The following is a 12,925-nucleotide window of genomic DNA, read 5'->3' as shown; positions in this document are numbered from 1 at the left end:
TTTTATTTAGTGACTTTGTACTTCATTAATTTTCGATTGTGAAATTCAAAATCGTGTGCAAGATACAATTTTTGTGCGTTTTCGTTATGCGGTTCGACTTCTAAATACAGTAATTTTAACGATAATTTAGGAACTTCTTTCTGAATAAACTGAATAGCTTCTTTCCCAATTCCTTTTCCACGAGCGGTTTCTTTGATGAATAATTCGTCTACAAAAGCAATTTTTCCACCATATTCGAAACTGAAAATAAATGTTAGAATGATGTAACCTACAATTTCATTTTCGGAATAAATCAGCCAAGATTTTCCAAGATGTTCATTCGAAATAAATTCATGAAACAAATTTTTAGCTACTTCAACATCCATTGGATAATTATCAATTGCATAAAAATCCTGCATCATTTGAGTGATGGTTGAAATGTCTGTTATTTCTAATGGTTTGAAGGTTGTCATTAGTCTGAAATATGATTCATAATCGTTTTAGTCGCTCCTTTATTCATTTGAACAAATGTGCTGCAAATGTGCCCTTTTTCTAATCGTTCGTCTTCGTTGTGAAGTAATAAATCAAAAGCTTCATTTAATTGGGTTTGATTCTGAATTGAAATACATCCTTCCATATTTACTAATGCGGTAGCTTCAGCAAAATGCGAGTAATTTGGGCCAATCACAACTGGAACTCCAAAAGTAGCAGGTTCTAAAATATTATGAACGCCAGGATTTCCAAAACCACCACCTACGTAAGCAATATCGGCGTAGGAATAAATTTTGGTTAAAATTCCGATAGTGTCGATAATGAAAACGTTAGAATTTGATAAATCAACATTATCTTTTTCGGAAAACAAAATCGTTTTTTTAGTAATAACATTTTTTAATTCCTGAATTTGTTCTGACTTAATATTATGTGGTGCAATAATAAATTTCACTTCATCTGAACTCTGATTGATGTATTTCACCAATAAACTTTCATCTTTTGGCCAAGAACTTCCAGTGACTATTGTGGTTTTATTGTTTTTAAATTGTTCGATGAAATCCAATGAATTATCTCGTTCTAAAATGGAAACCACTCGGTCAAAACGTGTATCGCCAGAAACTTTTACGTTATTGAATCCAATACTTTGTAGAAGGTTTCTTGAGCTTTCATTCTGAACAAAAAAGTAATCAAATGTTTTTAAGGCATTTCTGTAAAATCCGCCATACCATTTAAAAAACGCTTGATTTTCTCGTAAAATTCCAGAAATTAGATAAGTCTTTATTTGTTGTTTCTTAAGTTCGTTTAAATAGTTTGGCCAATATTCATATTTGATAAAAAATGCCATTTCTGGATGAACTAATTCAACAAATTGTTTTGCATTCGAAATCGTATCTAAAGGCAAATAAACTGTAACATCAGCAATTGCATTGTTTTTTCTGACTTCATAACCCGAAGGTGAAAAAAACGTAACCACAATTTTATGTGTTGGAAATTGTTCTTTTATTGCTTCAATTACGGGTAAGCCTTGTTCGTATTCACCTAAAGAAGCCGCATGAAACCAAATCGTTTTATCCGAAGTTTGAATTTTATTAGCTAAAGTTTGAAAGGTCGATTTTCGTCCATCAACAAAAAGTTTCATTTTCGGACTAAAAAGCGCTACAATCTTCAAAAGTTGGGCTGCTAAAAGCGTAATTATGTTGTATAGAAATAGCATAATTGAATTTTATGGTGCTAAAATACGTTTCTTTTTAAGTTAGATAAAATTTGTACTATAGAATTTCTTATTTTTGCTAGACTTAATTTTTATTCCAAATGAAAAAATTGCAAATGGTTGACTTAAAAAGTCAATACGAAAAAATAAAAGAAGAAGTAAATGCTTCTATTCAAGAGGTTTTAGATACAAATACATACATCAACGGACCTTTGGTTCACCAATTTCAGGCCGATTTAGAAAAATATTTGGGAGTTAAACACGTAATTCCATGTGCTAACGGAACCGATGCGTTGCAAATTGCTATGATGGGATTGGATTTGAAACCTGGTGATGAGGTAATTACAGCCGATTTTACATTCGCAGCTACAGTTGAAGTGATTGCGTTATTACAATTAACTCCAGTTTTAGTGGATGTTGATATGAACAATATGAATATTTCGCTTGACGGAATTCGTAAAGCTATTACGTCAAAAACTAAAGCAATTGTTCCAGTACATTTGTTTGGTCGCGCTGCTAATATGGATGCGATTATGGAAATTGCTCGCGAACATAATTTATATGTTATTGAAGATAATGCACAAGCTATTGGAGCTGATTACACATCAAAAGATGGTTCTAAAAAGAAAGTAGGAACTATTGGTCATGTAGCGGCAACTTCTTTTTTTCCATCTAAAAACTTAGGTTGTTATGGCGATGGTGGTGCAATTTTTACTAATGATGATAAATTAGCGCATATTATCAGAGGCATCGTAAATCACGGAATGTATGAAAGATATCATCATGATGTAGTAGGTGTAAATTCTCGTTTAGATAGTATGCAAGCTGGAGTTTTGAAAGCGAAATTACCACATTTAGATACTTACAACAAAGCACGTCAAGATGCTGCAAGAAAATACAGTTTGGCTTTGGGTGTGAATCCTAATATTTGGGCGCCAACAATTTGTGAATCTTGTGATTGTCACGTATTTCACCAATATGTAATCCGTATTTTAAACGGAAAACGTGATGGATTGTTAGAACATTTACAAGCTAAAGGAATTCCTTGTGCGATTTATTATCCAATTCCATTACACAGTCAGAAAGCGTATGCAGATGCTCGTTATAACGAAGCTGATTTTCCAGTTACCAATCAGTTGGTAAAAGAAGTAATCGCATTGCCAATGCACACGGAGTTAGATGACGAACAAATTAAATTTATTACAGATTCGGTTTTAGAATTTGTTTAATTCATATTGAGAGACGCTATTTATCGCGTCTCTCAATTTAATAAAAAAGAATGAAAATACTGGTTACAGGCGGTTTAGGATTTATAGGGTCTCACACAGTTGTTGAATTACAAAATGAAGGGTTTGAAGTAATTGCAATCGACAATCTTTCTAATTCATCTATTGATGTTTTGGACGGAATTGAGCGAATTACAGGAAAAAAACCTTTGTTTGAAAATATCGATTTGCGAGATAAATTGGCTGTTCAAAATTTCTTTTCTAAATATCTAGATATTTCAGGTGTCATTCATTTTGCTGCTTCAAAAGCAGTAGGAGAAAGTGTTGAAAATCCGTTGTTGTATTACGAAAACAACATCAATTCTTTAGTGTATTTACTTCAAGAATTACAGAAAAAACCTGAAGCTCATTTTATTTTCAGTTCTTCTTGCACAGTTTATGGTCAAGCTGAAAAAATGCCAATTACTGAAAATGCGCCTATTCAATCTGCGATGTCACCTTACGGAAATACAAAGCAAATAGGTGAAGAAATCATTACAGATGTTGCTAAAGTAACCAATATCAATTCTATTTTATTACGCTATTTTAATCCTATTGGAGCGCATCCTTCAGCTGAAATTGGCGAATTACCATTAGGTGTTCCTCAAAATTTAGTACCGTTTATTACACAAACTGCATTTGGGCTTCGCGAAAAACTATCTGTTTTTGGAAATGATTATCCTACACCAGATGGAACTGCTATTCGCGATTACATTCACGTAGTAGATTTAGCAAAAGCGCATGTAATTGCTTTGCAACGTTTGTTGAATAAACAAAACTTAGAAAAAGTAGAGACGTTTAATTTAGGAACAGGAACAGGAAGTTCAGTTTTAGAAGTAATTACAGCTTTTGAGAAAGTAGCTAATCAAAAATTAAATTATCAAATTGTAGGAAGACGAGAAGGTGATGTAATTGAAGCTTATGCAAATACTGATAAAGCAAATACTGTTTTAGGTTGGAAAGCACAATCTACTTTAGAGGAAGCTTTAGCAAGTGCTTGGAAATGGGAAATGAAAATCAGGAATAAATAAACAAAAGTTAAAAATCCACTTTTTTAATAATTAAGAAAACCAATCTTTTATTCTTTTCGTAACTGCAAGTAATTAAAACTTACAGATCATGAAAAAGACATTACTTTTAGTTACAAGTTTCTTATTTACTTTAAACGTATTTTCTCAAGTAGGAATAGGTACAACGAATGTTCAAAACGGAGTTGAACTGCAAATAGAAAGCAATTCGAGAGGATTATTAATTCCTAGAGTTGCTCTTACGGCTACCAATGTTGTGGCACCAGTTGGACCAGCACCTATTGCAATAGGAGTTCTAATTTTTAATACGGCAACTGCTGGAGCTGGAATGACTGCAGTTTCTCCCGGGTTCTATTATTGGTCAGGAACAGAATGGGTTGCTTTGAAATCTAGTCCATTAGCAGCAAGTCAAGATTGGTCTTTAACAGGAAATGCAGGTACCAATCCAAGTACTAATTTTTTAGGAACTACCGACAATCAAAATTTCCAAATTAGAACAAACAATACGAATAGAGTTACGGTTGAAAATGACGGTCAAGTTATTTTAGGAACAAATACGACTCCAATTGCTAATACGTTAACAACCATTAATGCAGGCGCAGGACAAATAGGTCTTTTTGTAAATAGCAATAATTCACAACGAACTATTAGAGCTTTAAATGCTACCAATACACAATTTGTAATTGATGGTGGTAATTTAGATCCAAATGGAGGTAGAGGTGTTATAGGAATTAGCGCCAATTTAGCAGCAAATGCAACTTCAACTGTTATGGGAGTTTTAGGAGTAGGAGGAAGAACAACATTTACAGAATTACCAGGTGAATCGGTAGGAGTTTCTGGTCAAGGGACTACAGGTTTGCATGTTAGAGGTGTAGGGAAAGGTGCTGGAGTAGATTATTTTTCAGCTTATTTTGAATATGATCAAGATGATAATTTAGGAACGAGTAATGGTCCTTTTGCCAGAATTGCGGGCAAAGATGTCAACTATTTCACTGGAAGTACTGCTGCAAGACGTGATGTTACTTACGGAGGTTATTTTGATGCCAATACATCAACAACAGATTTTGTTTTTGTAGGAGCAAGAAATAACAATACTTCTTATAAAGTTTTAGGTGGAGGTTCTTTATCTACTATGGTTGAAGATAGAAATGGAAACAATAGAATTCTTCACGCAACGGAAACACCAGAAATTCTATTTGAAGATTTTGGAACAGGAAAATTAGTAAATGGTGAAGCGTATATTAAAATTGATGAATTAATGAGCGACCATATTTTTGTTGATGAAAGTCATCCAATGAAAGTTTTTATTCAATTAGAAGGCGATTGTAAAGGAGTTTACGTTACTGAAAAAACAAAAAATGGTTTTAAAGTAAAAGAATTACAAAACGGAAAATCTAATGTTTCTTTTTCTTGGAATATGGTAGCCAATAGAGCAGATGTACTTGAAAAAGACGGAACAATAGCTTCAAAACATGTTGACGTAAGATTTCCAATTGGACCTAAAAAATTAAATCAGGAAAAATCGGTTGAAAAGAAATATGATACTGAGAAAAAGTAAAATAAAAAAAATCCCAAGTAGTTAAAACTTGGGATTTTTTATTACTCTTCAACAGATTCTTTTACTTTTTTAGCTCCTTTTTCAACTTGTTCAGCTCCTTTTGCAATAATTACTTTTGCTTTTTCACCTACTTTTGAAGAATCAATTGCTTTTTTAGCTTTTACTTTTGCCGAATCTGCGGCTTGTTTTAAATCAGCCCCAACAGCTTTAGAAGCTTCTTTTACTTTTTCTTTTGTTTCTTCTTTACAAGACAATAAGACAGCTACGAGTGCTATTCCTAAAAATATTTTTTTCATGATTGAATTTGTTTTATGAAAATAAAGTTACAAAATTAATGCCAATTCTATCAAATAATTTTTAATAGTAAATTAGGGTCTGGACAATTTGATTTGTAAAAAGAAAGTGTTTTTTCACTACAAACTCCAGGATAATCTCCAGTTTTTTCTTCCATATCGATAATGATTTGAAAATGCAAATGAGGAGCATAGTCGCCATTAATTGGTGGTAAACCTAAAGTAGCAATTTGTTCTCCTTTTTTTACGATGTCTCCAATCTTTTTACCATTCAAACTAGTTTCGCTCAAATGACCGTAAAGTGTGTGGAATTTAATTCCTTCGATTTCGTGTGCTAAAATTATAGTTGGACCATAATCACCTAAAGCGGTATTATTTTGAAAACTATGAATCGTTCCGTCTAAAGCCGCGTGAATTGGAGCTGATTCATTAATCCACAAATCTAATCCGATGTGAATATTGCGTTCGTCTGAATTGGTGTTTTTAAAAACCGTACTTCTTTGGTATAAATTTCTGGTTTCAATATAACCGCCAAAAGTAATTTTACTTTGATTTTTATCTAAATGGTTTTGTATGAAAATTTCATAATCTTGAGCTGTTTCTAATTTGTGATGCTTTAATTCTGAATTCGTTATTGATAAATTCAAAGGAACGTATTCAGAATAATCAATTTCAGGAGCAATAACTTTAGCCGCTTCAATTGATTTAAAAAGTGCAATTATATTTTCCATGTTTTTCTTTTTCCCAAAAATAAAAATTCCTCACGAATAAAACTTCATGAGGAATTCAATTTTAAAAGTATTTTATTAATTTTTAAGCTGAAATCGTTTCAACCTCTTTATCTATTTTATTTACTAATCCTACTAATACTTTTCCTGGACCAACTTCTGTGAAACTCGTTGCGCCATCAGCAATCATTTGTTGTACCGATTGTGTCCATTTTACTGGAGCAGTTAGTTGAATGATTAAATTTTTCTTGATTTCATTTGCGTCAGAAACCGCACTAGCAGTCACATTTTGATATACTGGGCAAATCGGAGTTGAAAAAGTAGTAGCTTCAATCGCTGCCGCTAGTTCTTCTCTTGCTGGTTCCATCATTGGTGAGTGAAATGCGCCACCAACAGGTAAAATCAAAGCACGTTTTGCTCCAGCTTCTTTCATTTTTTCGCAAGCTAATTCCACCGCTTTGTATTCTCCAGAAATCACTAGTTGTCCTGGGCAGTTGTAATTTGCAGCTACAACAACACCATCAATCGATGCACAAATATCTTCTACAATTTTATCTTCTAAGTTTAAAACAGCAGCCATTGTTGAAGGAGTGATTTCGCAGGCTTTTTGCATAGCAATTGCTCTTTGTGAAACTAATTTTAAGCCGTCTTCAAACGATAAAGCACCATTGGCTACTAATGCAGAAAATTCACCTAATGAATGTCCGGCAACCATTTCAGGTTTAAAGTTGTCTAATGTTTTTGCTAAAATTACTGAATGTAAAAATACCGCTGGTTGCGTTACTTTCGTTTCTTTTAATTCCTCTGCTGTTCCTTCGAACATGATATCGGTGATTCTGAAACCTAATATTTCATTCGCTTTTTCGAATAATTCTTTTGCTACTGCTGAATTTTCATATAAATCTTTTCCCATTCCTGAGAATTGAGCACCTTGACCTGGAAATACGTATGCTTTCATAAATTTTGTTTCAAGTTTAAAGTTTCAAGTTTTTCTTGAAAGGCAAAAATAACATTTTTATTATAATTCGATTGAATTTACAATTTCCAATAGTTGATTTTTTAATTCTTCGTTTGTGATTCCTTTTTCTGAATCAAAATTATCGTTGAAACTTGGTAATGAAAAACTACCTTTCACAATGCCACCTTGAAACGGGAAACGTTTAGTAGCAATATCTAAAACCGAACTTCCACCACGAGCACCAGGAGAAGTTGCTAATAACAACATTGGTTTTTCTTGAAAAGTTTTAGCATTTATTCGAGAAGACCAATCTAATATGTTTTTAAATGCTGATGAAAAATTTCCATTATGTTCAGCAAAGGAAATTATTATTAAATCAGCACTTCCAATTTTTGCATAAAACTCTTGAGCTAACGGATGAATGCCATTTTCTTTCTCTTTATCCACTGAAAAAACGGGCATTTCATAATCGTTCAAATCTAAAATTTCTACTGCAGCATTTTGAAATTGATTTGCAGTATAAGTAGCTAATTGTTTATTAATGGAAGACTTGCTTGATGAAGCTCCAAAAGCTATGATTTTTTTCATTAATTCAAAATTTATTGTTCCATTGGAATTTCCATCACTAAAAACTTCGCAGCTGTATTCGCCTTGATTTCAATTTCATTGGTTGCCCAAATTCCAATGGCGTCTCTTCTTTCTAATTTTTCGCCATTTACTTCGATTTCACCTTCAATATTCATAATGTAGAAACCGTTTCCTTCTTTTTTTAAACTTAGTTTTTTCGAAAAATCCTTGTCAAAATCACTCAAATAAAACCAAGCATCTTGATGAATCCAAACTCCTTCATCGTCTGCATTTGGTGATAAGATTTGCGCAAAGTCATTTTTTTGTAACGATTGGTCTAGCGTAATTTGTTGGTAACGTGGTTCTACATTTCTGTATTTTGGAAATAACCAAATTTGAAATAATTTTGTGTGTTGGTCATGATTTGGATTGAATTCGCTGTGTTGAATTCCAGTTCCAGCACTCATAACTTGTACATCGCCTGTTTTGATGGTTGCGGCATTTCCCATACTGTCTTTGTGAGCCAAATCGCCTTCAAGTGGAATAGTGATAATTTCCATGTTATCGTGCGGATGAGTTCCAAAACCCATTCCGGCAGCAACAGTATCGTCGTTTAAAACGCGCAACATCCCAAACTGAATTTTTTCAGGATTGTACCAGTTAGCAAAACTAAAACTATGGTAAGCGTTTAACCAACCATGATCTGCATGTCCTCTTGAATCTGCTTTGTGTAAAACTGTATTTTTCATAATGTATAAATTTAGTAATTATTATGATACAAATTTACACCGATGAATAGGGAAGAGCACTTAACCTAGATTAAGAAGTGTTTTTTTAACACATAGATACATAGCTTAAAATTTATCGGAGTATTTTTTAAGTTTTAAGCATTGCATTTGCACAGAGTCTAATGTTGGCTTTTAAAATCGAAGATTCTTTTAAAAAAAACTATGTGACTATATGTTTTAATTTTTTTTCAGCAATCTAGCTTTCATTTTACTGAAAAACTCAGGTGTAACACCAATGTAAGAAGCGATATGTTTTTGAGGAACTTTCTGAATCAAGGTAGGATATTTAGAACAAAATTTTTCAAAACGTTCTTCGGCAGTCAAACTCAAATTATCCATTAAGCGTTCTTGATGAGAAACTAAGGAGTTTTCGGCTAAAATTCTGAAAAAGCGTTCTAATTTTGGAATTTCTTGATAAAGTTGTTGTTGATTTTCTTTGGTAATAATCACTACTTCAGCATCTTCTAAAACTTCTAAAAATAGATTGCCAGGTTTTCCAGAAATGTAGCTGTACATATCGCCAATCCACCAACCTTCGCAAGCAAAATGCAATACGTGTTCGATAATGTTATCATTAATATTGAAACTTCTCAAAATTCCCGAATTCACAAAATAAGTGCAAGTAGCAATTTCACCCGAACTCAATAAAATGGTTTTGGCTTTGAATGGTTTAGTTTCGGTTTTAGACAAAAATAGTTCTTGCTCTTGTTGAGTTAAAGCAACATGTTTGGCGATATTTTCTAGAATCGATTGCATTACTCCAAAAATACGATTTAATTTTGGTATTCAAGAAAAGAAAAACCGATGCGGTTAACATCGGTTTCTATATTAATGAAAGTGATCTTCTTCAATTTCGAATTCGGCATCTTTTTCCCAAATTTCCATTTCACATGGTTTGCAATTGAATTTTAGTTTGTATTCCAATTCGCCTTGTTTTAAAACTAAAGGTTCTTTTACTTTTTTATCCATGTTTTCACGATGGTATTTTGGGCAACGTTCTAATTCGTATTTAATACAATATTTAGTAGTCATTACACGAGATTTTCCAGGATCCCATTGTAATTCGAATGCTTTTTCAATTTCGGTTACACCATGACGTTCGTAAAATTTACGAGCAGTTTTGTTGGCAACATTGTACATGAAATCCAATTTCGTTTCTGGATAAGGATGTGATGTTTTAACAATTTGATGTTCATGACGAACATAATTTTTCAAACGAATTTCTGATAATTGTTCGTAAACAGTTCTTCGCATTTCATTGATTTTTGAAATCGGAAGAAACCAATTTCCAGAAAATTCAATTGTAATTTCATCAGCAGTATAAGGTGTAAAACCTGTTTTTGCTAAGTTGATTTTGAAATTTTCTGCTAAAGATTCGTTGTTTTTTGTTTGCTCTTTTGGGTGAACCAAATTTACAACGCTTACATTTCCATCTTCATCTGTAGCGATTAATTCAAAACCAGTTTCGTTTTCTTTTAACACTAAAGTTGTGCTAATTTTTCGAACCGCACTATCTTCTCTTTCTACTAACTTAATGAAAGCGGCATCGTTATTTCTATAAATGAAAGTGCCTTCCTTGATTTCTTTTAATACGTTTGGATATATGATTCCGTTTTCGGCACGGTTAACGTAAATTCCTTCGGCTTCGTTGTTTTCGTTTATGAAACACAATCCGTCTCCATTGTTTAATAACTCACCATTTTCAATTTCGTATGAATTCCCAACGGTTTTAATTAGTTTTCCAATGTATTGTCCTTTTGATTTTGGGCTTTCCCAAGAACCGATAGATTGATGTCTTTCGTTTACAAAATAATCGGTATAACCGCGATTGAACGTTCTGTCTAATGATGAATCGAATAAATAAGTACATTTTCCAGAAGAAGCTTTGGTGTATTTGTCGCTATTTTCGTTTAAGAAAGCATCTAGTTTCTGACGTAAATATGAAACGTTATTTTTAACGTAAACGATATCTTTTAAACGACCTTCAATTTTGAACGAAACAATTCCAGCTTCAACTAAATTTGGAATTTGGTCCGAAACATCAAAATCTTTAATTGAAAGTAAGTGACTATTTTTGATTAAAGTGTCGCCATTTCCGTCAATCAAGTTGTATGGTAAACGACAGTTTTGTGCGCAAGAACCACGGTTTGCCGAACGTTCGCCATTGGCAACACTCATATAGCAATTTCCACTAAACGAAACACATAAAGCACCCGTAACGAAGAATTCTAATTCTACATCAGAAGCTTCACGGATTTCTTTGATTTGGTGTAAGTTCAACTCACGCGCTAAAACCACACGTTTGATTCCAGCATCCGCTAAGAATTTAATTTTATCTGCATCACGATTGTTGGTTTGCGTACTAGCATGCAATACGATAGGAGGTAACTCCATTTCCATAATCGCCATGTCTTGAATGATTAAAGCATCCACGCCAATATCGTACAATTTCCAAATCAATTGACGACAAGGTTCTAATTCGTTATCGTATAAAATCGTATTGATAACTACAAAAACCTGAGCGTTATATAAATGTGCGTATTTAACCAACTCGGCAATATCTTCCACAGAATTGGTAGCGTTTGATCGAGCACCATATAAAGGAGCGCCAATATAAACCGCATCGGCACCACTGTTAATAGCAGCAATTCCTTGTACTAAGTTTTTTGCAGGTGCTAAAATTTCAATCTTCTTCTTCATTTGTAAATCTTTAATCTTTCGGGATTTGCCGAAAAAAAGTGTGCAAAGTTCTTATAAAAAATCCAAGATTTCTAATTCAAGTTCGCTTTTTTTGAATTTAGAGCATAAAAAAACACGAATTGGTTTAATTTAATAAATCAATTCGTGCTAATATATTTGTTTGTGATTTAAGAAACTGCTTCTTTGATTCTTCTCATTGCTTCTGTTAATAAAGCTTCGCTGGTTGCGTATGAGAAACGAATACAATTTGGATTTCCAAAAGCATCTCCAGTTACAGTTGCAACATTTGCTTCTGCTAATAAGAACATTGAGAAATCAGTTGCATTTTTGATTTCGGTTCCTTTGATGGTTTTTCCAAAATAGTAAGATACATCAGGGAAAACATAAAATGCTCCTTCAGGAACATTCAATTTGAATCCCGGAATTTGGTTTACTAATCCAACAACTAAATCTCTACGGCTTTTGAAAGCAGAAACCATTTCGTTTAATACACTTGGGTCTGCTTCAAGAGCTGTTATAGTAGCTCTTTGGGCAATAGAATTAGCTCCAGAAGTAACTTGACCTTGAATTTTTGTACACGCTTTTGCGATAAATTCTGGTGCACCAATATATCCAATTCTCCATCCTGTCATAGCGAATGCTTTTGCTACTCCATTAACAGTGATTGTTCTTTCTAACATTCCTGGGATAGACCCAATACTGCAAAATGTTCCCGAAAAGTTGATGTGTTCGTAGATTTCATCTGAAACTACATATACGTGTGGATGTTTTTCTAAAACTTTAGCTAAAGCAGTTAATTCTTCACGATTATAAACCGAACCACTTGGGTTGCAAGGTGAACTGAACCACATCATTTTTGTTTTTGGTGTGATGGCTGCTTCTAATTGTTCTGGTGTGATTTTGAAATCGCTTTCAACAGAAGTAGGAACTTCAACAGGAACTCCGCCAGAAAGCTTGATAATTTCGAAATATGAAACCCAATATGGAGCAGGAAGAATTACTTCGTCACCATCGTTTAACATTACTTGTGCAATGTTGTATAATGATTGTTTTGCTCCAGTTGAAACTACAATTTGTGATGGTTTGTAGTCTAAATTATTATCTCTTTTGAATTTTTTGCAAATCGCTTCTTTCAATTCTAAGTAACCTTCTACTGGAGTATACGTACTGTAGTTTTCGTCGATAGCTTTTTTTGCAGCTTCTTTAATGAAGTCAGGTGTGTTGAAATCTGGTTCTCCTAAACTAAGGCTAATAATGTCTTTTCCTTGTGCTTTTAATTCTCTTGCCAAAGCTGCCATTGCTAATGTTTGTGAAACAGCTAAGTTGTTGATTCTGTCCGATAACGGGTTCATTGTGTGT

13 protein-coding genes are annotated in these 12,925 nt (G+C 33.3%); 3 read left to right on the top strand and 10 right to left on the bottom strand.

Translation table 11 applies throughout. The annotated features are described in order from the left end of the window. Positions 1 to 2: 2 nt before the first annotated feature. Positions 3 to 452, bottom strand: coding sequence for a GNAT family N-acetyltransferase (locus C8D80_RS05750; RefSeq protein WP_133608312.1), 450 nt, complete (start codon positions 450 to 452; stop codon positions 3 to 5). Continuing rightward, positions 452 to 1,684, bottom strand: coding sequence for a 3-deoxy-D-manno-octulosonic acid transferase (locus C8D80_RS05745; RefSeq protein WP_133608310.1), 1,233 nt, complete (start codon positions 1,682 to 1,684; stop codon positions 452 to 454). The genes C8D80_RS05750 and C8D80_RS05745 overlap by 1 nt, the downstream gene beginning before the upstream one ends. A gap of 98 nt (positions 1,685 to 1,782) precedes the next feature. Here C8D80_RS05745 and C8D80_RS05740 point away from each other — a divergent pair, with 98 nt between their 5' ends. The 3 genes from C8D80_RS05740 (at position 1,783) to C8D80_RS05730 (ending at position 5,532) form a co-directional block, all read left to right on the top strand. Further along, positions 1,783 to 2,910, top strand: a complete 1,128-nt coding sequence (locus tag C8D80_RS05740; RefSeq protein ID WP_133608308.1) for a DegT/DnrJ/EryC1/StrS family aminotransferase — start codon at positions 1,783 to 1,785, stop codon at positions 2,908 to 2,910. 50 nt (positions 2,911 to 2,960) lie between these two features. Further along, positions 2,961 to 3,977, top strand: a complete 1,017-nt coding sequence (gene galE / locus C8D80_RS05735) for a UDP-glucose 4-epimerase GalE (protein ID WP_133608306.1) — start codon at positions 2,961 to 2,963, stop codon at positions 3,975 to 3,977. Positions 3,978 to 4,065: 88 nt separating this feature from the next. Then, on the top strand, positions 4,066 to 5,532 hold the full coding sequence (locus C8D80_RS05730; RefSeq protein WP_133608304.1) for a hypothetical protein: 1,467 nt from the start codon (positions 4,066 to 4,068) through the stop codon (positions 5,530 to 5,532). A 41-nt stretch (positions 5,533 to 5,573) separates the two neighbouring features. Here C8D80_RS05730 and C8D80_RS05725 read toward each other — a convergent pair whose 3' ends face one another. From C8D80_RS05725 to C8D80_RS05690, 8 genes are all read right to left on the bottom strand, one after another. After that, the gene (locus C8D80_RS05725; RefSeq protein WP_242004809.1) at positions 5,574 to 5,828 is read right to left on the bottom strand and encodes a hypothetical protein; all 255 of its coding nucleotides are present in this window, start codon (positions 5,826 to 5,828) and stop codon (positions 5,574 to 5,576) included. Positions 5,829 to 5,878: 50 nt separating this feature from the next. Further along, positions 5,879 to 6,556, bottom strand: coding sequence for a peptidoglycan DD-metalloendopeptidase family protein (locus C8D80_RS05720; protein ID WP_133608300.1), 678 nt, complete (start codon positions 6,554 to 6,556; stop codon positions 5,879 to 5,881). A gap of 82 nt (positions 6,557 to 6,638) precedes the next feature. Beyond that, positions 6,639 to 7,511, bottom strand: a complete 873-nt coding sequence (fabD, locus tag C8D80_RS05715; RefSeq protein ID WP_133608299.1) for an ACP S-malonyltransferase — start codon at positions 7,509 to 7,511, stop codon at positions 6,639 to 6,641. Between the two features lie 60 nt (positions 7,512 to 7,571). Beyond that, positions 7,572 to 8,099 carry an NADPH-dependent FMN reductase gene (locus C8D80_RS05710; RefSeq protein ID WP_133608296.1) on the bottom strand — a complete coding sequence of 176 codons (528 nt, stop codon included), beginning with the start codon at positions 8,097 to 8,099 and terminating at the stop codon, positions 7,572 to 7,574. 11 nt (positions 8,100 to 8,110) lie between these two features. Beyond that, the gene (locus C8D80_RS05705; protein WP_133608294.1) at positions 8,111 to 8,827 is read right to left on the bottom strand and encodes a pirin family protein; all 717 of its coding nucleotides are present in this window, start codon (positions 8,825 to 8,827) and stop codon (positions 8,111 to 8,113) included. 216 nt (positions 8,828 to 9,043) lie between these two features. Next, positions 9,044 to 9,622, bottom strand: a complete 579-nt coding sequence (locus C8D80_RS05700; protein ID WP_133608292.1) for a Crp/Fnr family transcriptional regulator — start codon at positions 9,620 to 9,622, stop codon at positions 9,044 to 9,046. Between the two features lie 72 nt (positions 9,623 to 9,694). Beyond that, positions 9,695 to 11,566: a peptidase U32 family protein gene (locus C8D80_RS05695; RefSeq protein WP_133608290.1), complete on the bottom strand. Its 1,872-nt coding sequence runs from the start codon at positions 11,564 to 11,566 to the stop codon at positions 9,695 to 9,697. 167 nt (positions 11,567 to 11,733) lie between these two features. Beyond that, a complete protein-coding gene (locus C8D80_RS05690; RefSeq protein ID WP_133608288.1) occupies positions 11,734 to 12,918 on the bottom strand; it encodes a pyridoxal phosphate-dependent aminotransferase in 1,185 nt (394 codons plus the stop codon). Positions 12,919 to 12,925 lie beyond the last annotated feature (7 nt).

The sequence above is a fragment of the Flavobacterium cheniae genome, assembly GCF_004363695.1.
Lineage (GTDB): Bacteria > Bacteroidota > Bacteroidia > Flavobacteriales > Flavobacteriaceae > Flavobacterium > Flavobacterium cheniae.
This window is presented reverse-complemented; position numbering and strand designations above follow the sequence as displayed.

Excerpts from the sequence above, each read along its gene's own strand:
- C8D80_RS05750 (WP_133608312.1), bottom strand. The coding sequence starts at position 452 with ATGACAACCTTCAAACCATTAGAAATAACAGACATTTCAACCATCACT.
- C8D80_RS05745 (WP_133608310.1), bottom strand. The coding sequence starts at position 1,684 with ATGCTATTTCTATACAACATAATTACGCTTTTAGCAGCCCAACTTTTG.
- C8D80_RS05740 (WP_133608308.1), top strand. The coding sequence starts at position 1,783 with ATGAAAAAATTGCAAATGGTTGACTTAAAAAGTCAATACGAAAAAATA.
- galE (WP_133608306.1), top strand. The coding sequence starts at position 2,961 with ATGAAAATACTGGTTACAGGCGGTTTAGGATTTATAGGGTCTCACACA.
- C8D80_RS05730 (WP_133608304.1), top strand. The coding sequence starts at position 4,066 with ATGAAAAAGACATTACTTTTAGTTACAAGTTTCTTATTTACTTTAAAC.
- C8D80_RS05725 (WP_242004809.1), bottom strand. The coding sequence starts at position 5,828 with ATGAAAAAAATATTTTTAGGAATAGCACTCGTAGCTGTCTTATTGTCT.
- C8D80_RS05720 (WP_133608300.1), bottom strand. The coding sequence starts at position 6,556 with ATGGAAAATATAATTGCACTTTTTAAATCAATTGAAGCGGCTAAAGTT.
- fabD (WP_133608299.1), bottom strand. The coding sequence starts at position 7,511 with ATGAAAGCATACGTATTTCCAGGTCAAGGTGCTCAATTCTCAGGAATG.
- C8D80_RS05710 (WP_133608296.1), bottom strand. The coding sequence starts at position 8,099 with ATGAAAAAAATCATAGCTTTTGGAGCTTCATCAAGCAAGTCTTCCATT.
- C8D80_RS05705 (WP_133608294.1), bottom strand. The coding sequence starts at position 8,827 with ATGAAAAATACAGTTTTACACAAAGCAGATTCAAGAGGACATGCAGAT.
- C8D80_RS05700 (WP_133608292.1), bottom strand. The coding sequence starts at position 9,622 with ATGCAATCGATTCTAGAAAATATCGCCAAACATGTTGCTTTAACTCAA.
- C8D80_RS05695 (WP_133608290.1), bottom strand. The coding sequence starts at position 11,566 with ATGAAGAAGAAGATTGAAATTTTAGCACCTGCAAAAAACTTAGTACAA.
- C8D80_RS05690 (WP_133608288.1), bottom strand. The coding sequence starts at position 12,918 with ATGAACCCGTTATCGGACAGAATCAACAACTTAGCTGTTTCACAAACA.